The organism is Flavobacterium sp. HSC-61S13, assembly GCF_024171535.1.
GTDB lineage: Bacteria > Bacteroidota > Bacteroidia > Flavobacteriales > Flavobacteriaceae > Flavobacterium.
The window spans coordinates 87,461-109,381 of sequence record NZ_JALJZV010000006.1; the positions used below are offsets into that span (position 1 = coordinate 87,461).

At 37.3% G+C, this 21,921-nt stretch carries 20 protein-coding genes; 7 read left to right on the forward strand and 13 right to left on the reverse strand.

Annotated elements, in window-relative coordinates:
- Window positions 1-603: a pseudouridine synthase gene (locus L1275_RS07635; RefSeq protein ID WP_253471451.1), complete on the reverse strand. Its 603-nt coding sequence runs from the start codon at window positions 601-603 to the stop codon at window positions 1-3.
- A 135-nt stretch (window positions 604-738) separates the two neighbouring features.
- On the opposite strand from L1275_RS07635, the gene rmuC reads away from it, so the two are divergent.
- Window positions 739-2,106: a DNA recombination protein RmuC gene (gene rmuC / locus L1275_RS07640; RefSeq protein WP_253471453.1), complete on the forward strand. Its 1,368-nt coding sequence runs from the start codon at window positions 739-741 to the stop codon at window positions 2,104-2,106.
- Window positions 2,107-2,253: 147 nt separating this feature from the next.
- Window positions 2,254-3,570, forward strand: coding sequence for a magnesium transporter (mgtE, locus tag L1275_RS07645; RefSeq protein ID WP_253471455.1), 1,317 nt, complete (start codon window positions 2,254-2,256; stop codon window positions 3,568-3,570).
- Between the two features lie 87 nt (window positions 3,571-3,657).
- Here the strand turns inward: mgtE and L1275_RS07650 are convergent, their stop codons facing one another.
- Window positions 3,658-5,076: an FAD-binding oxidoreductase gene (locus L1275_RS07650; RefSeq protein WP_253471456.1), complete on the reverse strand. Its 1,419-nt coding sequence runs from the start codon at window positions 5,074-5,076 to the stop codon at window positions 3,658-3,660.
- Window positions 5,057-6,322, reverse strand: coding sequence for an MFS transporter (locus tag L1275_RS07655; protein ID WP_253471458.1), 1,266 nt, complete (start codon window positions 6,320-6,322; stop codon window positions 5,057-5,059). Before L1275_RS07655 ends, L1275_RS07650 begins: the two co-directional genes overlap by 20 nt.
- 230 nt (window positions 6,323-6,552) lie before the next feature.
- Here L1275_RS07655 and meaB point away from each other — a divergent pair, with 230 nt between their 5' ends.
- Window positions 6,553-7,641, forward strand: coding sequence for a methylmalonyl Co-A mutase-associated GTPase MeaB (gene meaB, locus L1275_RS07660; protein WP_253471460.1), 1,089 nt, complete (start codon window positions 6,553-6,555; stop codon window positions 7,639-7,641).
- Between the two features lie 2 nt (window positions 7,642-7,643).
- Here meaB and L1275_RS07665 read toward each other — a convergent pair whose 3' ends face one another.
- A complete protein-coding gene (locus L1275_RS07665; protein WP_253471462.1) occupies window positions 7,644-7,883 on the reverse strand; it encodes a hypothetical protein in 240 nt (79 codons plus the stop codon).
- A gap of 452 nt (window positions 7,884-8,335) precedes the next feature.
- On the opposite strand from L1275_RS07665, the gene L1275_RS07670 reads away from it, so the two are divergent.
- A complete protein-coding gene (locus L1275_RS07670) occupies window positions 8,336-8,851 on the forward strand; it encodes a hypothetical protein (RefSeq protein ID WP_253471464.1) in 516 nt (171 codons plus the stop codon).
- A 68-nt stretch (window positions 8,852-8,919) separates the two neighbouring features.
- Here L1275_RS07670 and L1275_RS07675 read toward each other — a convergent pair whose 3' ends face one another.
- On the reverse strand, window positions 8,920-9,582 hold the full coding sequence (locus tag L1275_RS07675; RefSeq protein ID WP_253471466.1) for a response regulator transcription factor: 663 nt from the start codon (window positions 9,580-9,582) through the stop codon (window positions 8,920-8,922).
- A gap of 12 nt (window positions 9,583-9,594) precedes the next feature.
- Entirely contained in the window at window positions 9,595-10,473 is an 879-nt protein-coding gene (locus tag L1275_RS07680; RefSeq protein ID WP_253471468.1) for a diacylglycerol kinase family protein, read from the reverse strand.
- A gap of 115 nt (window positions 10,474-10,588) precedes the next feature.
- Between L1275_RS07680 and L1275_RS07685 the strand changes: the two genes are divergently transcribed.
- Window positions 10,589-12,673 carry an LTA synthase family protein gene (locus tag L1275_RS07685; RefSeq protein WP_253471470.1) on the forward strand — a complete coding sequence of 695 codons (2,085 nt, stop codon included), beginning with the start codon at window positions 10,589-10,591 and terminating at the stop codon, window positions 12,671-12,673.
- Window positions 12,674-12,852: 179 nt separating this feature from the next.
- On the opposite strand, the gene L1275_RS07690 is transcribed toward L1275_RS07685, so the two are convergent.
- The gene (locus L1275_RS07690; protein ID WP_253471472.1) at window positions 12,853-13,164 is read right to left on the reverse strand and encodes a rhodanese-like domain-containing protein; all 312 of its coding nucleotides are present in this window, start codon (window positions 13,162-13,164) and stop codon (window positions 12,853-12,855) included.
- A 148-nt stretch (window positions 13,165-13,312) separates the two neighbouring features.
- Between L1275_RS07690 and L1275_RS07695 the strand changes: the two genes are divergently transcribed.
- The gene (locus tag L1275_RS07695; RefSeq protein ID WP_253471474.1) at window positions 13,313-13,975 is read left to right on the forward strand and encodes a thiamine diphosphokinase; all 663 of its coding nucleotides are present in this window, start codon (window positions 13,313-13,315) and stop codon (window positions 13,973-13,975) included.
- Between the two features lie 114 nt (window positions 13,976-14,089).
- Here the strand turns inward: L1275_RS07695 and L1275_RS07700 are convergent, their stop codons facing one another.
- Both L1275_RS07700 and aroC read right to left on the reverse strand, forming a co-directional pair.
- Window positions 14,090-14,998, reverse strand: coding sequence for a T9SS-dependent choice-of-anchor J family protein (locus L1275_RS07700; RefSeq protein WP_253471476.1), 909 nt, complete (start codon window positions 14,996-14,998; stop codon window positions 14,090-14,092).
- 361 nt (window positions 14,999-15,359) lie between these two features.
- The gene (gene aroC, locus L1275_RS07705) at window positions 15,360-16,403 is read right to left on the reverse strand and encodes a chorismate synthase (RefSeq protein WP_253471478.1); all 1,044 of its coding nucleotides are present in this window, start codon (window positions 16,401-16,403) and stop codon (window positions 15,360-15,362) included.
- Between the two features lie 137 nt (window positions 16,404-16,540).
- Between aroC and L1275_RS07710 the strand changes: the two genes are divergently transcribed.
- Entirely contained in the window at window positions 16,541-17,395 is an 855-nt protein-coding gene (locus L1275_RS07710; RefSeq protein WP_253471480.1) for a UDP-2,3-diacylglucosamine diphosphatase, read from the forward strand.
- A 21-nt stretch (window positions 17,396-17,416) separates the two neighbouring features.
- On the opposite strand, the gene L1275_RS07715 is transcribed toward L1275_RS07710, so the two are convergent.
- From L1275_RS07715 to L1275_RS07730, 4 genes are all read right to left on the reverse strand, one after another.
- Complete coding sequence (locus tag L1275_RS07715) at window positions 17,417-18,925, reverse strand: malate:quinone oxidoreductase (protein ID WP_253471482.1); 1,509 nt, start codon at window positions 18,923-18,925, stop codon at window positions 17,417-17,419.
- 95 nt (window positions 18,926-19,020) lie between these two features.
- Entirely contained in the window at window positions 19,021-19,431 is a 411-nt protein-coding gene (ruvX, locus tag L1275_RS07720; protein WP_253471484.1) for a Holliday junction resolvase RuvX, read from the reverse strand.
- A gap of 1 nt (window position 19,432) precedes the next feature.
- A complete protein-coding gene (locus tag L1275_RS07725; RefSeq protein WP_253471486.1) occupies window positions 19,433-20,614 on the reverse strand; it encodes an AIR synthase related protein in 1,182 nt (393 codons plus the stop codon).
- A 146-nt stretch (window positions 20,615-20,760) separates the two neighbouring features.
- A complete protein-coding gene (locus tag L1275_RS07730) occupies window positions 20,761-21,885 on the reverse strand; it encodes a cysteine desulfurase family protein (RefSeq protein WP_253471487.1) in 1,125 nt (374 codons plus the stop codon).
- Window positions 21,886-21,921: the final 36 nt, after the last annotated feature.

Consider the following 21,921-nt stretch of genomic DNA (forward strand, 5'->3'; position numbering starts at 1 on the left):
TTACAGCAATTCTATTTCTTTTACTTCTCCAACTTGAAGACCTTCTAGTGAAGTTTCTCCTATGCGCACTCGAACCAATCGCAAAGTAGGATATCCTACTGCAGCAGTCATTTTTCGCACTTGTCTAAATTTGCCTTCTGTCAACACCAGCCCGACCCAGCTCGTTGGTCCATGTCTTTCATCACGAACCCGTCGACCTACTCCTATCCAATTTGGCAAAACAGGTATGGAAAAAGCCACACAGGGTTTGGTTTGATATCGTATGCCTTTAAATCCTATTTCAACACCGCTTTGCAATTGCAAAATAGCCTCCGGTGTAATCAATCCATCGACCTGAACAAAATATTCTTTTTCGAAATGCGCACTACGCACCTGCTCACTAACAACACCATTTGTTGTCAACATCAGCAAGCCCTCAGAATCTTCATCTAATCGCCCGATAGCCATAGTGCCCTCCGGAAAATCAAACAATTCTCCGAGCTTTTTCTTCGATCGTTTTTTTTCGTAGATAAATTGACTCAGGTATCCATGAGGTTTGTAAAGCAAGAAATGACGGTGGGTCTTTTCCAACTCTTCACGACCTAGAAGAGGAGCGGTACTCATGCACTATTTCTTTAAAATTTAGTTTTCAAATATACGGTTTTTTATAGGGCGATTGAATTTGAAAGCCATATTTATCAATGGAATTATTAGTACTTTTGCAAGTATCCGCCACAAACTACTTCTTAAATATATCGTATGAATTCAACTGCTTTTCTCTACATATTGCTACTTGTTTTACCGATAATCGCCTTTATCATCAGTCGTTATATCACACTTCAACAATCCAAAAACCGTGAAATTCGTCAGGAGGAAAAAAACCTTTTTCTGATTCAACAATACGAACAATCCACGCAGCAGTTACAGACTCAAAAACAAGAATCTGCACAAGAAAAAGCTGTATTAGAAGAGCAAAAACAATTATTGGTCCACGACAACCAAGAACTGATTGCCCGAGTATCCATTCGCGATACTGAATATCTAAATGCCTTGGAACGATTGGAAAATCACAAAATCGAAACCGAGCAATTGCGCCAGCAATTTACATTGGAATTTGAACATCTAGCGACCAAAATATTGGAGGAAAAAAGCCAGAAATTCACCAACCAAAACAAGGAAAACCTACAGAATATTTTAAATCCGCTACAAGAGCGCATACAGAATTTCGAGAAAAAAGTAGAAACTACCCACAAAGAGAGTATCGATCATCACGCAAGTCTTCGCCAACAAATTGTCGGCTTACAACAACTCCACATACAGATGAGTCAAGAAACGCTCAATTTGACTAAAGCCTTAAAAGGAGACAGTAAAATGCAAGGCAATTGGGGTGAGATGATCTTGGAGCGTGTATTGGAAAAATCAGGTTTAGAAAAAGGCCGAGAATACGAGGTTCAGAAGAGTCATTATAACAGCGATGGCAACTTGTTGTATCCCGACGTGATTATTCATCTACCAGACAATAAAAAAATGATTATCGACTCTAAAGTTTCGTTAACTGCTTATGAACGTTACATCAATGAAGATAATGATTTGGAACAAAAACGTTATTTGAATGAGCATATACTCTCGATCAAAAAACACATCGAACAATTAAGCGCCAAGAACTATTCCGATCTGTATCATTTGGAAAGTCCCGACTTTGTTTTAATGTTTATTCCGATTGAAACGGCTTTTTCCCAAGCTTTGAATTTTGAACCGCATTTGTACACCATGGCCTTCGACAAAAATATCGTCATCGTAACCCCATCAACGCTGCTCGCAACATTACGAACCATAGACAGCATGTGGAAACATCAAAAACAACAGGAAAACGCTTACGAAATTGCCCGACAAGCCGGATTGTTATACGATAAATTTGAAGGATTACTCCAAGATCTAAATCGCATAGGTAAAAAGATGGAAGATACCAAAAGCGACTACCAACTCGCGATGAATAAACTAGTTGACGGCCGAGGTAACCTAATTTCTTCTGTAGAAAAACTAAAAAAAATGGGAGCTAAAACCAAAAAGTCATTGCCTGAAAATTTCTTGCAACAAATTGATCAAACGATTGATCATGAGGAATAGGATTGCTTAAAATGCATTTTATATCTTTGCAATTGAAATTATAGTGTATATTTCTATTTATAACTAACATAGTTATCAGCATACTATTATTAGAGCGGGGCTTTCGAGCGGTTTTTACTTTATTATTCATCTTCTAAAACGGCTTCAATGAACTACTACATCGACGTACATCCAGCGGATATTGCTGAAGAGCTTTCTAAACTAAAAAAGAAAGATCGGGATTTAGCTTTTTTAAAACTCAATAGCGAACAGAAGGCCAGTGTTTTCTCTTTACTGGATTTCGATATACAATCGGAAATAGTCCGGAGTTTAGCACAAGAAGATTATGCCGAGGTATTAAATAATCTGGAACCCGATGACCGTACGGAGTTGTTTGAAAATTTCCCCGATGAATTAATTAAATATTCGATTAATTTACTAAACGACACGGAGAAACAGATTGCCTTAGACCTTATTGGGTATAAAGAAGACAGTATTGCTCGTTTGATGACCCCTTTGTACATACAGACCAAGGAGAATAAAACCGTCGCAGAAGTTTTACAACACATCAAAAAATACGGCAAAAAAGCCGAGACCCTCAATTATATTTATGTCATCAATGACAACAATGTATTGATTGACGATTTAAAAATAGGCGAACTGTTGATGGCGGAGCCAGAAACCAAGATATCAGAATTGATTGACCGCAGTTTTAAGGCGATAGTAACCACTACGCCTATGGAAGAGGCCTTTGATATCTTTGAAAAATACGATCGCTCTGCCCTACCAATTATTACTGAAAATGGCGTATTGGTAGGTATCGTAACCTTTGATGATATCTTGGATAGAATTAAGGATAGAGACACGGAAGACATCCAGAAATTTGGGGGATTGGAAGAGTTAAACATGTCCTACACCAAAACGCCTTTGTTGGAATTGGTTAAAAAACGAGCCGGTTGGCTGGTTGTTTTATTCCTAGGTGAGATGTTAACCGCCTCAGCCATGAGTCATTATGACGGTGAGATTGAAAAAGCAGTAGTACTGGCTTTATTTGTACCGCTGATCATTTCCAGTGGTGGGAATTCGGGATCACAAGCGGCATCGTTAATCATCCGCGCCATGGCATTAGGAGATCTAAGACTTATGGATTGGTGGTATGTGATGAAAAAAGAAATTGCCTCTGGTTTAATGTTGGGAGGAATTTTGGGAGTTATCGGATTTATTCGTATCTTAATATGGCAGAAGGCAGGCATTTATGATTACGGTGAGTTTTGGCTCTACGTAGCACTTAGTGTGTCTTGTTCGTTGTTACTGATCGTACTTTGGGGTACGATATCTGGGTCTATTATTCCTTTTGTATTGCGGAAATTTAAAATGGACCCCGCAACAGCTTCGGCCCCATTTGTCGCAACTTTGGTAGATGTATCCGGTTTAATTATCTATTTTACTATTGCCGCGTTTTTCCTCTCAGGAAAATTGCTGTAACAGCCAATCCACTGTACGTCCTTACTACCGATCTATCGACAGCAAGGACGTACATTATTTTCTAGTCCGATTACTAGTGATCACTAATTAGTTATCAGGGAAAATCTTAGCCGGATTTAAGATACCCGTTGGATCAAAAACTTTTTTTATTCCCTTCATCAATTCCAATTCAATCGCACTAAAAGGAATATCCATATAATTTTTCTGAACGTATCCGATTCCGTGCTCCCCTGATATCGTTCCTTTTAAACCAACTGTCAATTCAAAAATTTCACGGATTCCCTTTGGGATTTCAGAGTTCCAATGTTCTTCACTTTTATTTCCCTTTATGATATTGACGTGTAAATTTCCGTCACCCGCATGTCCATAACAAATACTCTTAAAACCATATTTATCACCTATTTGCTTAATTCCCTTTAATAATTTAGGCAATTCAAATCGCGGTACTACGGTATCTTCTTCTTTATAAACTGCGTGAGCCTTTACTGCCTCTGCGACACTTCTTCGTAATTTCCAAAGAGCATTTTTTTGATCTTCGGTATCGGCAAACAGGATCTCATCGATTTCAAATTGCTCTAAAACTGCGGCAATCTTCTCCGCTTCCGAAAATAAAACATCGGGATAATTGCCATCTACTTCGATCAACAACTGAGCTTCAATCCCCTCTTTGATGACTAATGATTGGTCCGCTACAAAACGCAAAGACCAATCGATTGCATCGCGCTCCATAAATTCCAAGGCACTGGGTATAACACCAGCTCTAAAAATCGCCGATACCGCCTCTGCTGCTTGTTCCATTTTATAAAAAGGTACCAACATCAATACTTGATGGGAATTTGAAGGCAACAACCGCAACACAATTTTTGTCACCACCCCAAGAGTTCCCTCGCTACCAACCATCAATTGGGTTAAATTATAACCCGTGGCATTTTTTAAGGTATTTGCACCGGTCCATATTATATCACCATTGGCCAAAACCACCTCTAAATTTAAAACATAATCTTTGGTTACGCCGTATTTAACAGCACGCGCACCCCCAGCATTTTCCGCAACATTTCCTCCTATAAAACAGCTTCCTCTGCTCGATGGATCGACGGGATAAAACAAGCCTTTCGCCGCCACTTGCTCTTGTAAAACCTGAGTAATCACTCCGGGCTCCACAACGACTTGTAAGTTTTGCTCGTCAATATGAATAACCTTATTCAACTTCTCCAAAGACAAAGCAATACCGCGATGAATGTTTAAAATTCCCCCACTCAATCCCGTTCTGGCCCCAACAGGTACTACCGGTATATGAGCTTCTAAGGCAAATTTCATAATCCAAGATACCTCAGCAGTATCCAAGGGTTTTAATACCACCGCTGGTGCAAATACCAAATCCTCCGTGTGATCTTTACCGTAGTCTTCTAATATAGCCTGATCTACAAAAACCCGTTCCTTTCCAAAATAGGCTTGTAAATTCTTAATTATGACATCATCTACTGGATTAAACGGCTTTCTGGTCATCAGCATCCATTTTAAATTTCACGTTTTTCATATTCGGTAAAAAACAAGCTATAATACCAATTAACGGCAAATACGAACAAATGGTATAGATGTGTTCAATGGAGGTTTGATCTGCCCACCATCCGAGAACAGCAGACCCCAATCCCCCCATACCAAAGGCAAAACCATAAAACAATCCCGAAACCATACCGATCTTTTTAGGCAACAATTCTTGCGCATATACCAAGATAGAAGGAAATGCTGATGATAAGATAAATCCAATAATCACCACTAAAAAACCGGTCCATTCCAAAGACACATACGGTAGGGCCAACGTAAAAGGAGTTACTCCCAAGACCGAAAACCAGATGATGTATTTTCTCCCTAAACGATCACCAAAGAATCCACCTATTAGAGTACCCAGAGCTACAGAAATCAAGAAATAGAATAAATATACTTGAGCTTGTACTTCACTTATTCCAAATTTATCCATGGTATAAAACTGAAAATAACTCGTGATACTCGCTACATAAAAGAATTTAGAAAAAATCAATAAGAGTAAGATCCCAACCGAAAACACGATACGTGTTTGCGATAAATCGGGTAAAAGCACTTGCTTTTTCTTAATATTCTTTGATACTTGTAGGATGTTTTTATACCAGCTTCCGATATAGAACAAAACAACTTTTGCCACGATGGCAAAAACCACAAACCACAGTATGTGTTTTTGTCCGTTCGGAATAACAATCCACGCAACTAATAAAGGTGCCAAGGCACTGCCCATATTTCCTCCAATTTGAAAAATAGATTGGGCTAAGCTGCGTTTTCCTCCAGATGCCATATAAGAAACCCGAGACGATTCCGGATGAAAAATCGACGACCCTATCCCTACTAATACGACAGCCAACAATACCATATAGTAGCTGGATGCATAGGCTAGAGTAATGATTCCGAAAAAGGTAAAAAGCATTCCTGAAATCTGAGAGAAAGGTTTGGGATGTTTGTCTGTATACGCACCTACTAAAGGTTGCAATAAAGACGAAGAAACTTGAAAACAAAAGGTAATGATACCGATTTGCGCAAAGTTTAAATTGTAATTGGTTTTTAACAACGGATATACTGCTGGAATTACCGCTTGTAATAAATCGTTGAGTAGATGAGCTAAGCTAATGGCAAAAAGTATCGGAAATACGGTTTTTGATGTGTTTTCTGCTGCTTTAGCGGTATCTAATGAAGTTACTTTTGATTTTGTAGAAAATAGAAACATAGAAGTGCTTTTTTGCAATCACAAAGATAGGAAAGTTTGTTTAGTCGCAAATTTGTTTATGCGTTTATTCGCAGATTTATAGATTTATCCATCGATAAAAAACGTTTTATATAAACCTGTTTGAAGCAGTAAATCTGAACCAGATCTAGCACAAATAGCTTAAGACTTTCGCTTGGAGCTATTGACTTGTCTAAAGATTTTAGTACTTTTACGTTTAAACTGTCATTCTCGTGAGTAAAGATTTACCCCATAATTCTGCTTTAAAGGAAAACGCTGGAATTCAACCTCCTGACACCATCAATCTGTCAAAGATTGCTGCTTTTCAAAAAAGGAGATCGGAACAGGACTCCCCTGAAACCCTGATAAAAAAGATTATCACAGGGGATAAAGTTGCTTTGAGTCGTGCCATTACTATGGTTGAAAGCATTAATCCGGCACATCACGAAAAGGCGAATACCGTAATTCAGGGCTGTTTACCACATGCTAATAATTCGATTCGCATCGGAATAACGGGTGTCCCTGGAGTCGGAAAAAGCACCTTTATAGAATCGTTTGGCAAACTGTTGACAGGAATGGGTAAAAAAGTAGCCGTTTTAGCCATCGACCCCAGTAGTACCTTAACAAGAGGGAGTATTTTGGGTGATAAAACCCGTATGGAAGAGTTGGTTAAAGATGAGAATGCCTACATCCGCCCCTCTGCATCGGGTGAGAGTTTGGGTGGCGTAGCCCGTAAGACACGTGAAACAATAATCTTATGTGAGGCCTGTGGTTTTGATACCATATTGGTCGAAACGGTGGGAGTTGGACAAAGCGAAACAGCGGTGCATAGTATGGTTGATTTCTTTTTGCTGCTCAATCTTGCTGGTGCCGGTGATGAATTGCAAGGAATTAAAAGAGGTATTATGGAAATGGCTGATGCTGTGGTTATCAATAAAGCCGATGGGGAGAATATTCGCCGAGCACAAATGGCCAAAGTCGAATACAATCGAGCCTTGCATTTATTCCCTAAAAAAACCTCAGACTGGACTCCGAAAGTCATGACTTGCAGTGCTATTGAACACTCCGGTATCCAAGATATATGGCAGATGATCCAAAACTATCTAGAGCTAACACACACCAATCATTATTTTGAAAACCAGCGCCGGGAGCAAAGCCAGTATTGGATGATGGAGACCATTAATGAAAATGTACTGTTACATTTTTACAATCATACAGCGGTAGCCGATTTAATTGCACACAACAAAAAAGCAGTGCAAAACAATGAAATATCACCTTTTGCAGCTGCTCAATCTATTTTGGATTTATACTTTAAATCGTAAAGTTATTCTCCTTCTGCTTCCGCATAACGAAGCATTTCTCTATCGTAAAAAGCACCTGCTTCTTCGATTAACATTTCCATCTCTGATTCAATTTCTGATTCTTCTGATTCTTCAATAGATTCAAGAAATTCAACATCATCCGTATTTAGATTGATGATGAAACGAGGAAAATCTAAATGCACAATAAAAATATCATCGGCATAATCGGTGTTGTCAGCTAAGACAAATTTTGGTAATTCCATGTTTATACGGTTTTAAAAACACCAGGGTTTAAGGTTATACTTTAAAAAAATCTACAAATCAACTATGCATAGGAAACCCTAAATATAAAACAAAACATCTATTTATGTTTCACAAGGGTTGGCGCGACAATCCCCAGATCGGGGAAAATAAACCCGACCCTAAGGGTTTTAGGCAATTTCAATCTTTTGAGAATTTAAAAACTTTAATCAACTCGCAATAAAAGCTTTATACTTCAAAAAAGAATTAGCTACCTACTTTGAGCAGCTTCTACTCGCATACAAAGATACTGACTTCAATGAAATCTAATTCAATTTGCAACTTTTTTATAGGGATTTAAGTATTTGAAAATCTGAATACTGTAACTTTCAAAGTACTTATCCTTGTTTATCACGTATTTAACTGGCTTATTATTTGCGTAGAGAATCCTATAAACTAATTAAAAATCCCCCAAATGAAAAGAACGTCAAAAAAACTATTTTTTTGCTTAATGGCATTAGGTTTATTAATTACTCCTTCTCTTTCTGCTCAAACGAATAATCCGTATCCCAAAGGATTTCGAGTGGGATTTGGTATAAACACTGGTTTACCAACCAATGCCACTTACGATGCAGCATTGGGTCTGGATGCGCGTCTACAATACGACCTAACACAAAAAACATCGATTACAGCAACCACGGGTTATACCCACTTGTTTGATTCCGACGGAGATCTCGGTTTGGTACCCGCCAAATTGGGTTTTAAGTCCTTTTTAAACAAGAATATCTATCTACAAGGTGAATTGGGTGCCGGATTCGGTACGCATAGCGAAATGGGAAATACGCTTATTTGGTCTCCTGCGGTAGGGTATGCCAATAAATACATCGATGTAAACATTCACTACGAACGTTATAACGATTATCAAACCGATCAATTTGGAATCAGAATTGCCTACGGTTTTAGTCTTAAAAAATTAAATAAGAAAAAATAATTCCCCTTTAGTTAATCATTAAAATGGCAATTTCAATGTATTGAAATTGCTATTTTTTTTTGGTAGAATTAATCGTTGAGTAAAAAGCCAACCCCCCGAATAGTTTTTAATCGGGTGTCCTCTTTTTTTAGTTTTAACTTTTTGCGAATCGCATTCATAAAAACATCAATCACACCAGTATCGTATTCAAAATTAGTCTGCCAAACCGCATCAATAATTTGATTTCGAGTACAGATTTTACCTTTGTTTTCAACTAAAAATTTAAGGAATTCAAATTCTCTGGGTGTGAACGCAACCTCTTTGTCCTTTCTAAAAACCTGATATTGGTTTAAGTTCAGGACCACATCGCTCCATTTGAGTAATTCCGGTACGTCATGGGTTCGAAAATGAACCTTGATACGTTCTAAAAGCTCTTCAAAACTAAAGGGTTTTTTGATATAATCATTAGCTCCAGCTCGCAAACCCGCGATGGTTTCCTTGATGGTATCTTTAGCGGTCAAGAATAAAATCGGAATCAATGGATCTTTGTCTCGAATATACCGACACAATTCCAATCCAGTCATCTTGGGCAGCATCCAATCCAGCAAACATAAATCAAAAGAATGTTGATCGAAAAGCTGCTTACCTACAAATCCATCCGCTGCAATACTTACGACATACCCCTCTTCTTCCAATCCCTGTTTTAAGAAATTAGTGATTCCTTGTTCGTCTTCAACAATAAGAATTTTCATATCTAATTCACTTTAACACAACACCTTTAAAGCACTTGATAAAACTTCAATCTTAAACGTGTTTTCTTTAAACAAATAATATTCCCCGTCGAGTTGAATTACATTAGTTTCATAATCCGCAATAGCCACTTCTAAAGACTGCACTTGCTTCCATTCTGCTTTCGTGAATCGATCGGTTTTCTTAAGTAAAACCAGCAATCCAAAATAAAACTTTTGAAGGGTATTGATTTTAGGAACCATCAAAACATCGAGTAAACCATCTTGTAAACTCGCTTTGGGAGTCAGTGTCATCGAATATCCCATTTCATTCGAATTGGAAATAAACAACAGTAGTGGTTTAATCTTTTTTTGCTTACCGTCGATAGTTACTTCAATATTTTTAAACTCAAATTTCTTTGCAGATTGGAGGGCTGCTTTTAAATAGGACAATAATTTTCTCGAACCCGATTTCTCGTAATTTTCGATAATCGTCGCATCAATCCCAAAACCCATATTGCTAAAGAAATACTTATGATTGATTTTCCCAACATCAATGCGTTTAACCACACCACTTTTGATGTTTTCAATGGCTTGATCCACATTTTTAGAAATTTCTAAATTAGAAGCTAATCCATTACCTGAACCAACAGGAATAATCCCCAAGGCTATATCCGTATTCACCAATTGAGTTGCTACTTCATGTATGGTACCATCGCCCCCACAGGCCACAATAACGTCAGGAGACTGCTTGATGGCGTGCTGTGTTAATTCAATGGCGTGTTTTTTGTATTTAGAAAAATGAATAACCACTTTAAAATCTTCGGGACTAAAAAACTTAAGTAACAATTCTTCACAAATATTATGTTTTCCTTTACCTGAAATAGGGTTTACAATAAAATGAATCTGCTTCATAAAAACCAAAAATGTTTTAACTCAAAATAAATTTGAGTTTGTAAAGATAATATATTCCCTTTTGAAACGTTCATTTCTAGAACAATTGTATTATTGCATTTTATTACTCACACCTATGATGTTAAATTTTTCGCTTTATCGCCCATTCAAATACTTGCTAATTTGTTATTTGATAATTAATATTGCCTTACGTTGTATTTTTGTCTTTCACCCCATCACCACTTCCTCATTTACTGTCTTAGAGCTCCTTAAGTCCTTTTCAATCGGAGCATTAAATGATTTTTTTGTCTTTGTCCTTGGTTATTCCCTATTTGGCCTATACTATATTTTCCTTTCCAATGCCAAATATTCCAAACCTTGGGGTTACCTTATCTTCGGAATTTTATCAGCAATATTGATTTATATCTGTTTCTTTAATACGATTTTAAACGAATATGGCGGTTCTATTCCCGAGATTGTTCAAATATTCTTAGCCATTAAGGTATTTTGTTTTGGTAGCTGCCTATTCTTTCCTCGAAATCGCAACAGTATTAGAAAAGTCATTTACTTTTTTACCTTGTTTCTATTCTCCTTAGTATTAGTACAAAATAGTATTAGCGAATTTTTCTTTTGGAACGAATTCGGATTGAGATACAACTTTATTGCAGTAGATTATTTGGTATATACCAATACGGTAATTGGCAATATATTGGAATCCTATCCCGTTATACCGCTATTTATCGGCGTTGGTCTGTTGACCTTATTGATGACCATCTATATTTATAAAAAGACTTTTAAAGACCTCTATAAATTGATGAATTTTCCGAGTAAAATAGTGTGTCTAATCAGTTATTTTATATTGATGATCGCCGCTATTTTTGCCCTGCCAAAGCTGAGCAGTTTTGAAAATTCCCCCAATGTATTTACTAATGAAATTCAAGCGAACGGCACCTATAAATTCTATCAAGCTTTTAGTCATAGTGAGTTGGATTACTTTAAATTTTTTCCAACCTTACCACAAGAACAGGTCATTTCTATTTTACGAAAAGATTATCCAAACTATAACGGAAAATCACTTATACGCACCATATCAAGTGATTCGACAGCGTTAAAGAAAAACGTAGTACTAATAACGATAGAGAGTCTAAGTGCTGATTTTATGGCCTATTATGGCAATAAAAAACAACTGACACCATTTCTAGACTCTATAGCAACACACAGTTTGTTTTTTACCAATACTTATGCTACTGGCAATAGAACGGTTCGCGGATTAGAAGCGGTTTCACTTTCTATTCCACCATCACCTGGCGAAAGTATTGTCAAACGAAAAGACAACAAAAATAAATTTTCAACGGCCAGCGTATTTAAGGAAAAAGGCTACCAGGTCAAATACCTCTATGGAGGAGATGCTTATTTTGATAATATGAGGGATTTCTTCTCCAATAATCAATATGATATTGTGGACAAGTCCAGTTTTACAGATGAAGAGATTAGCTTTAAAAATATTTGGGGAGTTTGTGATGAAGATATGTATGTCAAAGCCATCCAAGTCATGAATCAAGAACACCAATCAGGCGTGCCGTTTTTTAATCACATCATGACGGTTAGTAATCACAGACCGTATACTTATCCCGACGGTAAAATCGATATTGACCCCAAATCAAAATCCAGAGAAGGTGGGGTAAAATACACGGATTATGCACTGAAACAATTCTTTAAAATGGCACAAAAACAAGCTTGGTATGCCAATACGGTTTTTGTTATTATTTCTGATCACTGTGCGTCTAGTGCAGGAAAAACAGAACTTCCACTAGACAAATATAGAATTCCAGCGATGATTTATGCACCAAACTTTATCTCGCCCGCGCAAAACAATACCTTAATATCTCAAATAGATGTTATGCCGACCGTTTTAGGTTTACTAAACTTTAATTATACTTCCAAATTTTATGGTCAAGACGTGTTAAAACCGAGCTATTCACCACGGGCATTTATAGCAACGTATCAAGATATGGGTTTTATCAAAGACAATACCTTGACGATCTTGTCACCGACAAAAAAAGTACAACAGTTTTCCTTTGCACCAACAGCGCCAAATGAAGTCAAATCGCCGTTATTTCCGGTTTCAAAAGTTAAACAAGCTTATGTTGACCAAGCGATTTCTTACTACCAGTCGACCGCAGAACAATTGCAGAAAAAAGAATATCAGCAATTGAAATAGGGATTCGAAAATCGAGATTCGAGATTCGAAGTAAGATTGTGCCGATTTCATGCATTAGCAAAAGGCTTTTACCTTAATTAATGGGAAACCAAAAAAAATGCAAGTTCCCATTCAAATACACTAACAAAAAAGGGTTATCTCGTGAGATAACCCTTTTTTTATTTGCTGTAACTATTGATTTATTCTGAAACTACTGGACCGGTCCACTCTGTAATTCCTCCTAAAAGGTTAAAGGTGTTTTCAAAGCCGAGTTGACTCATCAACATACAGGCCTGATTACTACGTCCACCAGCTTTACAATATACATAATAACTTTTCTCTTTGTCTAGCTTATTGATTTCATCTAGGAATCCTTGACCTTTGTAAATATCTATATGTAGAGAATTTGGAATCGCTTTTTCTTCAACTTCTTCTTCAGTTCTCACATCTAAAATAATTGCGTTTTCATCTTGTTGAAAATTTTCCCACCATTGTTCTTGTGATAGATTCATAACTTTTTGTTTTGGATTTTTAATACTTGCCAAATATAATTCAATCCCATGAATTAATTATTGTTTTAGACCAAAGTAATCTTGAAGGAGTGGAAATTATCTAGATTTTAAATTTTAGATTTGTAAAACGAATTTATACCCTCAAATCATGTCATCACACCACATTGTCAGAGACGATCAAGAACCCGCATTAATCATTGCTAATGGAGAATCATGTAGTAGTGAATTGATGGGGCAATTATTAGAATGGTCGCCGTTGATTATCGTGTTGGACTCCGCCATGGAGCGCGTCAGTAAGCTGGGCATTAAAGTCGATGTATTGTTAGGCGATTTTGATCGTGGGTTTGAACCGGAGTCTTACTTGGAATATCAATATCCCCTAGAAATAGTTCGTATAGAGGATCAAAATTCCACGGACCTAGAAAAGGCGTTTCAATATCTGATTCAACGAAATATTCCCAGCGCGAATGTACTTTGGGCAACTGGAAAAAGAATGGATCACACTATAGCTAACCTAACCAATATCGTTAAATACAGCTCTCAATTAAAGATCGTTATCCTCGACGATTATTCTAAGGTATACCGACTTCCCAATCACTTTGAAAAATGGTATCCCGCGAAAACACCTATATCTTTAATCCCCGTGGGCACTGTTGAGGGAATCTCAACAGTAAATCTCGATTACCCTCTAAATGACGAAAGTTTGGAGTTGGGATATCGGAGCGGCAGCAGCAACAGCGTTCATCAAGACGGCTTAGTTAAAATAAGTTATCGCACAGGTCATTTATTAATGATGGAATGCACCGATTGAACACCCTTTTTATTAAACTTAATATCCCAGGATACAGATTTATAAACCCAAAGAGATCGTTTAAAAAAACGACCTCTTTGGATTTAATTTTTTTGTTCTTAAAAAAATCAAGATCTATTTTTTAATGATCTTTTTAGTAAAGGAACCCTCTTCCGTAGTTATATTTAAGAAATAAACCCCAGCTTGCAATTGAGAAATATTGAACTGCGAAGAAGCTACAGTGCTAAAATTAAAGGATTGTACTTTTCGCCCATTTAAGTCTCTGACTTCGACAGCGAGAACTAGTATATTTCCAGAATTAGTGAAGTGTACCACATCACTAGTCACGGTTGGAAAAACCGTAAATTTCGACTCCAGTTCTTTACTAATACTAGCATTACGCCCTCCAACAACTTTAAAGTCATCAACCAAAAAACCAAAAGCATCCTCTGAGACACAATTTATTGCTATATAAACATCGCGATCTGAATATTGATCTAAATCGTAAGTATATTCTGTCCAATCATCCGTGGTCTCAACGTAACTTCCTGGAGAGATTATCGTAAAACTACCTACTTCAGTATCAGTCGTCGAAATCCCCACTTTGAATCGATCTGCACCGTACTCAAGGGTTGAAGACTTTGCATAGAAACTGACTTTATTATTCGACTCTAACAATTTTATTTTCGGAGAAATCAACCAATCATTATTTATAATACCATCTGTAGGCTCCACAGCAAATGCTGCCATACATTTTTCTCCGCTATAGGCTGACCATATACTGCCACTCATAGCTGGAACGGTCTCATCCGAATTGAATACAATAAAGGCAAAGGGCGCTCCCATATTTGGAAAAACCACCCCTTGAAAACCATAAGTATTTAAACTGTCCAGATCTCTTAATGTCCATTCCCCTATGTTCTCAATGGCAAAATCATTATACGTTTCAAAATCATCTTCAAATATGATTTTCGGTTGGTCTTGAGCGCTCGTTTCTAAAAAACAGCCAAAAACCACCGTTATTAAAAGTAATTTTAATTTCATAATATATATTTTTAAGGTTGTAATCAAACATAAAAACAAAAATAAATAAAAAAAACAATTTTAACATTTAAGTAAAGATAAAATCAATTAATTCGATGGAAATTAAAAGTATAATCATTATGCTGATCAAAAAGTTAACTAAACGATGTTTTAGAATGTGGTTTTTTTTAAAAAAATAAATGCATTTTTTATAATAATTTTAAAAAAAACAAATAAATCTCAATGCCTTAACACTAAAACCACTCACTATCAATGAATTACAAAAAAAATGTTTCCAAAATGTCATAAACACTTTAGAAACACCATTGCTTTATTCCCTCACTTATCAGTCGTTTTTAAGCATAATACTAAAATATATAATTTACAAAACAAACTCCAGCAAAACCAATGCAGCCATCGCTTCGACTATGGGTACAGCTCTCGGTACGACACAAGCATCATGGCGTCCTTTTCCTACGACAACCACTGGCTCATTATGTATATTTATGGATTCCTGATCTTTCATGATCGTTGCAACGGGTTTAAAAGCTACTCGAAGATAAATATCCATACCGTTGCTAATACCCCCTACTATTCCTCCAGAATGATTCGTAAGCGTTTTTCCACAAGCAAGTATCGGATCGTTATGTTGGCTTCCTCTTAATTTCGTTCCGGCAAAACCACTACCAATTTCAACACCTTTTACTGCATTAATCGACATCATCGCCTTGGCTAGCTCCGCATCAAGACGATCAAAAACGGGCTCTCCGAGTCCAATTGGCACATTTTGAATCACACAAGTGATGACTCCTCCAATCGAATCACCGTCTTTTTTAACCGCTTTGATCAGATTTTCCATTTGCACTGCCATTTCAGCATCGGGACAACGAACGGCATTGCGTTCAATTGTAGAAAAATCAAGATCAACATAGTCTTTCCGCAACTCCAAATCACCGACTGCAGATACGTAAGCTGTGATTTTAACGTCTTTTAAAAGCTGTTTGGCTACAGCACCCGCTACTACCCTACAAGCGGTCTCGCGAGCAGAACTGCGCCCTCCACCGCGGTAATCGCGAATACCGTATTTCTGCTGATATACGTAATCTGCATGACTCGGACGAAAAACATCTTTGATGTGCTCGTAATCATTGGATTTAGGGTTCTCGTTTTTTATCAAAAAACCAATGGGTGTACCCGTGGTTTTACCTTCAAAAATACCCGATAAAAATTGAACCGTATCACTCTCCTTACGCTGAGTTACGATTTTAGACTGACCGGGTTTGCGCCGATCCAATTCCGACTGAATCTGCTCCATATCCAACAATACATTAGCCGGACAACCGTCTATGATGCCTCCAATAGCCTCACCGTGAGACTCCCCAAAAGTGGTCACTCTAAATCGATTTCCATATGAATTTCCCGCCATAACTCAATTACTTTAACAACATTAAAACTCGATACAATACCTTAACCTAATCGCTGAAATTCTAATCATACGATAACTTTGACTTAACGCTAATTTCAATTAAGTAGGCTTAATTTGTTATAACAAAAACCGAAATCTTGAAAAAAAGACTCCTAGAAATTGTCATTATTTCCGATGTTCACTTAGGAACATACGGCTGTCACGCCAAAGAATTACTTCATTATCTTCAATCCATTAAACCCAAAACACTGATATTAAATGGAGATTTAATCGATATTTGGCAATTTAGAAAATCTTATTTTCCCAAATCCCATCTAAAGGTCATCAAAAAAATCATAGACTTGGCCTCTAAAGGAACAAAAGTATATTATATTACGGGAAATCACGATGAAATGCTTCGCAAATTTAGCGATTTTCAATTGGGCAATATCGCACTACTCGATAAGTTGGTACTCGATATCGATGGAAAAAAAGCTTGGATTTTTCACGGAGATGTTTTTGACTCCTCGGTTCAGCATGCCAAATGGATCGCCAAGTTAGGCAGTAAGGGTTACGACTATTTAATTCTTTTGAATCGACTGATCAATTGGATACTCCTAAAACTAAAAAAAGAACCCTATTCGCTGTCCAAACGTATTAAAGCCAGTGTCAAAAAAGCGGTTAAATTCATAGGGGATTTCGAAAAGACTGCCACCGATTTGGGTATCGATAATCAGTATGATTACGTGATATGTGGTCATATACACGAACCTAAAATCAAAACAGTCCGCAATGCAAAAGGTTCGATTACTTATTTGAATTCTGGCGATTGGATAGAAAACCTAACCGCATTGGAATACAATAAAAAAAGGTGGAAGATTTATCAACACATCTCCGAACCAGAGATTTCCGAAGATGATGAGTACTTTTTTAGAGAGAATGCGCTGTCCGATGCTTTGGCAACTCATTTAGACAAAGAAAAAAACATAAAAAAACCGTTATCCAATGAATAACGGTTTTTTTTGATGCTATAATTATATTTTAGGGTTATAAGGATATAAATTCAACGCCTCTGCTGACTTTAATCGTAATTCCTTAGCCAATTCGGGATGATCATTTAAAAGCAATCCAAAGGAAGGTGTAATTTCCTTCATTTTCGCCTGCCATGCTTCGGATTCAAATCGCTCTGGAAAACATTTCTTAAGTAAGGTAAACATGATTGAAGTAGCCGTTGACGCACCTGGAGATGCCCCCAAAAGCGCTGCTATTGATCCATCGGCAGCACTTACTACCTCTGTTCCAAATTGCAAAACTCCTTTACCGTCCGCATCCTTCTTGATTACTTGTACACGTTGACCAGCAACTTCCAAAGTCCAATCTTCATGGCGTGCATCAGGCATGTATTCCTTAAGTGCTTCTAATCGATTATCATCGGATTGCATCACCTGACTAATTAAGTATTTCGTCAATGGAATGTTTTTCAATCCAGCCCCCAACATCGGCTTGATGTTGTTTAATTTAATCGATTCAAACAAATCCAAATAGGATCCGTTTTTTAAAAATTTGGTCGAAAAACCGGCATAAGGACCAAATAACAAGGCTCTTTTACCGTCAATAAAACGCGTATCAATATGAGGAACCGACATCGGTGGAGCACCTACAGATGCTTTACCATATACTTTGGCAAAATGTTGATCAATAATTTCTTGATTGGTACATTTTAACCATTGTCCGCCGACTGGAAAACCTCCAAATCCTTTTCCTTCGGGAATATCAGCTTTTTCCAACAACAAGATAGATCCTCCACCAGCACCAATAAAAACAAATTTGGCTTTGATACGAGATTTCTCTTTAGTTTCTAATTTTTTAGCCGACACTCTCCAACGTCCATCTTCTTGTTTCTTTAATTTTTGAACCTCGGTATTGAAATGCATATTCACCCCTTCCAAAGTTTGGAGATAGGCAAATAATTGTCTGGTCAAAACACCAAAATTAACGTCAGTACCATATTTCATCGCTGTAGCAGCATACGAAGTATTCATATCGCGACCGTTCATCAACAAAGGTGCCCATTCTTTGATTTGCGCTACCTTATCGGTAAACTCCATATCTTTAAAAAGTGGGAATTTTTGTAATTCTTCAAACCGCTTCTTTAAGAAATCTACATTATCATCCCCCCATACAAAACTCATATGTGGCACTGAATGTATAAATTCTTCCGGCTTTTTCAATACTCCCTTATGAGTCAAATAAGTCCAAAATTGCCTCGAAAGTTCGAAAGACTCCACGATATCGATGGCTTTACTAGCATCGATAGTACCGTCTTCTCGTTCCGGTGTATAATTTAATTCACAAAACGCAGCATGTCCTGTTCCTGCATTATTCCAGGCATCAGAACTCTCCGCAGCAGCGACATCGAGCCTTTCAATAATATCAATTGTAAGATTGGGCTCTAGTTCTTTTAATAGTATACCGAGTGTAGCACTCATAATTCCGGCTCCTATTAAGACAACGTCTGCTTCTGATTTTTGTATACTTGACATCGTAATTTTATTATTTTTGCAAAGTTAATCGTTTTTCAATTCACCTCTCGCAACTAATTGGCTTTTATTAGTCGAGCGAGATAAATAAATTGTTTTTATTTTTTCCCTAGATAATCTTGAAGTATAATCGTTGCAGCTATTTCATCTACTAACGCTTTGTTCTGACGTTGTTTTTTCTTTAACCCACTATCGATCATCGTTTGAAAAGCCATCTTTGATGTAAATCGCTCATCCATTCGCTCGACTTTCATAGTTGGAAATGCAGCGGTAAATTTTTCAATAAACTTTTCAATTAATGGCGTAATTTCCGACGGTTCATTATTCATTCTTTTGGGTTCGCCAAAAATCACGATCTCGACGTTTTCCTTAGAAAAATAATCTTTTAAAAAGGGCAACAGTTCTGGAGTCGCAACCGTAGTTAAACCCGAAGCAATCATACGAAAATCATCGGTCACAGCGATACCCGTTCTCTTTTTACCAAAATCGATGGCTAATACTCTAGACACCCTATTCGTAAATAAAGGTTCCGTACTCCGAAGAAATGGTCAATTTCTTTGAATCAGATGATTCTACTCTACCAACGATCTGTGCATTGACATTAAATGACTTGGAAATTTCAATGATTTCTTCAGCTACTTCTGGAGTTACATACAGTTCCATACGGTGACCACAATTGAAAACGCGATACATTTCTTGCCAATCGGTTTGGGATTGTTCTTGTATCAATTTAAACAAAGGCGGCACTGGGAATAAATTGTCTTTAACAATGTGTAAGGCATCAATAAAATGTAAGATTTTAGTTTGAGCACCTCCACTACAGTGTACCATTCCGTGTATCTGCTCTGCATTAAATTGAGAAAGAATACGTTTGATAATTGGCGCATAAGTACGGGTTGGTGACAAAACCAGTTTACCGGCGTCGATCGGCGAATTTTCAACCGCATCTTGAAGTTTCATCTTTCCGGAATACACGAGATTTTCCGGTACAGATGGATCAAAACTCTCTGGGTATTTCTTAGCTAGATAGTTGTCAAATACGTCGTGACGGGCCGAAGTTAGTCCGTTACTTCCCATACCACCATTATATTCACTTTCATAACTCGCTTGTCCAAAAGACTCCAAGCCCACTATAACATCACCGGGTTTGATATTGGCGTTGTCAATAACATCGCTGCGTTTCATACGAGCCGTTACGGTGGAATCAACAATTATTGTTCGAACCAAATCACCCACGTCGGCAGTTTCCCCCCCAGTAGAGTGTATGGTTACTCCGAAACGCTTTAGGTCTTCAATCAAAACCTCTGTTCCATTTATAATAGCCGAAATCACCTCGCCTGGTACTAAGTTTTTATTGCGCCCAATAGTCGAAGATAACAAGATATGATCGGTAGCACCAACACACAATAAATCATCGATATTCATGATTAATGCGTCTTGAGCAATTCCCTTCCAAACAGATAAATCTCCGGTTTCCTTCCAATAAGTATAAGCTAATGACGATTTGGTTCCAGCACCATCTGCATGCATAATTAAACAATAATCAGCATCACCAGTTAAGTGATCGGGAACAATTTTGCAAAACGCTTTTGGAAAAAGCCCTTTGTCAATATTTTTAATCGCATTATGAACGTCTTCCTTGTCAGCAGAAACTCCGCGAAGCGCATATCTATTGTTTGTATTTGAACTCATAAAAAGTGTGTTGTTTGTGCAAATTTAATGCTAATGTAGAAGTAAAACAATCAATTTGAATAGAAGATTTTAGCCCCAGTTATTTTGAACTTTTTTACGCTGATAAAAAACAAAAAATCTACTGTCTCAACAGTAGATTCTTTTTGCTATACGCTTTGTAAAACGTCTATTAAGATATCGATATCTTCACGAGTCGTTTCATGACTAAAAGACACTCTTAAACTCGGTTTCTTCAAATCGGTTTCGTTTAAAAATTCCGACAATACATGAGATGGTTTTTGACTGCCTGATTGGCAAGCACTACCACGAGATACCGCTATCCCTTTCATATCTAATTGGAATAACATCATCGATGCCTTCTCTTCAGACATCGGTAATAATACGTTTACTATATTATAGAAACCCGTTTGGTTTCCATTAAATTTCACGTCTGGATAAACCTCTTGAAGTTTGCTTTGACAGTATTTTTTTATTTCCTGAATGTGTTCGCGTTCCTCATCTAATTTATCATAGGAAATCTCAAATGCCTTAGCCATCCCAACAACTTGATGAACCGCTTCCGTTCCGGCGCGCATCCCCTTTTCTTGTTCACCACCAAAAATCATTGGTTTCAACACATTGTTCTTACGAATAAACGCAAATCCAATGCCTTTAGGTCCATGAAATTTATGAGCACTTGCCACGATAAAATCAACGGGTATTTCCTTTAAATCAATTTCTGTTTTACCAACTGATTGTACGGTATCACAGTGAAATAAAGCCTGATGTTTTTGGCATAAATCCGCAACTCTTTTTAAATCCAATTCCGTTCCCACTTCATTGTTTACATGCATCAAACTCACCAAAGTCGGTACCTCGTCACCTAGCAATTGCTCAAGATGTCCATAGTCTATTTCGCTGTTGGGTAGTATATTTACAAACTCCAATTCCACATCATATTCCTTTTGCATCTGTTTTGCAGCATACAACACGGCATGATGCTCCATCTTTGAGGTAATAATTCGCTTAATTTGAAGATCTCTAACCGCAGAGCGAATAATCCAGTTGTTGGCTTCCGTACCACAAGAAATAAAGATTATTTCTGAGGAAGAAGCATTAAGCTGTTTAGCAATACTCTTTCTTGAAGCCTCGATCAGTGATCTAGCACTTCTTCCAACTGCGTAAGTAGAAGATGGATTGCCGTATTCTTCCGAAAGCACTTTGATCATTTCAGCAATCACCTCTGGTCTAAGAGATGTTGTTGCTGCATTGTCAAGATATACTTGTTTCATTGTTTTTTATATAATGGCTCATCCTGTTTCTAGCAA

Excerpts from the sequence above, each read along its gene's own strand:
- rmuC (WP_253471453.1), top strand. The coding sequence starts at position 739 with ATGAATTCAACTGCTTTTCTCTACATATTGCTACTTGTTTTACCGATA.
- L1275_RS07650 (WP_253471456.1), bottom strand. The coding sequence starts at position 5,076 with ATGACCAGAAAGCCGTTTAATCCAGTAGATGATGTCATAATTAAGAAT.
- L1275_RS07670 (WP_253471464.1), top strand. The coding sequence starts at position 8,336 with ATGAAAAGAACGTCAAAAAAACTATTTTTTTGCTTAATGGCATTAGGT.
- L1275_RS07725 (WP_253471486.1), bottom strand. The coding sequence starts at position 20,614 with ATGAGTTCAAATACAAACAATAGATATGCGCTTCGCGGAGTTTCTGCT.
- L1275_RS07715 (WP_253471482.1), bottom strand. The coding sequence starts at position 18,925 with ATGTCAAGTATACAAAAATCAGAAGCAGACGTTGTCTTAATAGGAGCC.
- L1275_RS07675 (WP_253471466.1), bottom strand. The coding sequence starts at position 9,582 with ATGAAAATTCTTATTGTTGAAGACGAACAAGGAATCACTAATTTCTTA.
- aroC (WP_253471478.1), bottom strand. The coding sequence starts at position 16,403 with ATGGCGGGAAATTCATATGGAAATCGATTTAGAGTGACCACTTTTGGG.
- L1275_RS07690 (WP_253471472.1), bottom strand. The coding sequence starts at position 13,164 with ATGAATCTATCACAAGAACAATGGTGGGAAAATTTTCAACAAGATGAA.
- L1275_RS07655 (WP_253471458.1), bottom strand. The coding sequence starts at position 6,322 with ATGTTTCTATTTTCTACAAAATCAAAAGTAACTTCATTAGATACCGCT.
- L1275_RS07730 (WP_253471487.1), bottom strand. The coding sequence starts at position 21,885 with ATGAAACAAGTATATCTTGACAATGCAGCAACAACATCTCTTAGACCA.
- L1275_RS07635 (WP_253471451.1), bottom strand. The coding sequence starts at position 603 with ATGAGTACCGCTCCTCTTCTAGGTCGTGAAGAGTTGGAAAAGACCCAC.
- L1275_RS07700 (WP_253471476.1), bottom strand. The coding sequence starts at position 14,998 with ATGAAATTAAAATTACTTTTAATAACGGTGGTTTTTGGCTGTTTTTTA.
- L1275_RS07695 (WP_253471474.1), top strand. The coding sequence starts at position 13,313 with ATGTCATCACACCACATTGTCAGAGACGATCAAGAACCCGCATTAATC.
- L1275_RS07680 (WP_253471468.1), bottom strand. The coding sequence starts at position 10,473 with ATGAAGCAGATTCATTTTATTGTAAACCCTATTTCAGGTAAAGGAAAA.
- mgtE (WP_253471455.1), top strand. The coding sequence starts at position 2,254 with ATGAACTACTACATCGACGTACATCCAGCGGATATTGCTGAAGAGCTT.
- L1275_RS07665 (WP_253471462.1), bottom strand. The coding sequence starts at position 7,883 with ATGGAATTACCAAAATTTGTCTTAGCTGACAACACCGATTATGCCGAT.
- L1275_RS07685 (WP_253471470.1), top strand. The coding sequence starts at position 10,589 with ATGATGTTAAATTTTTCGCTTTATCGCCCATTCAAATACTTGCTAATT.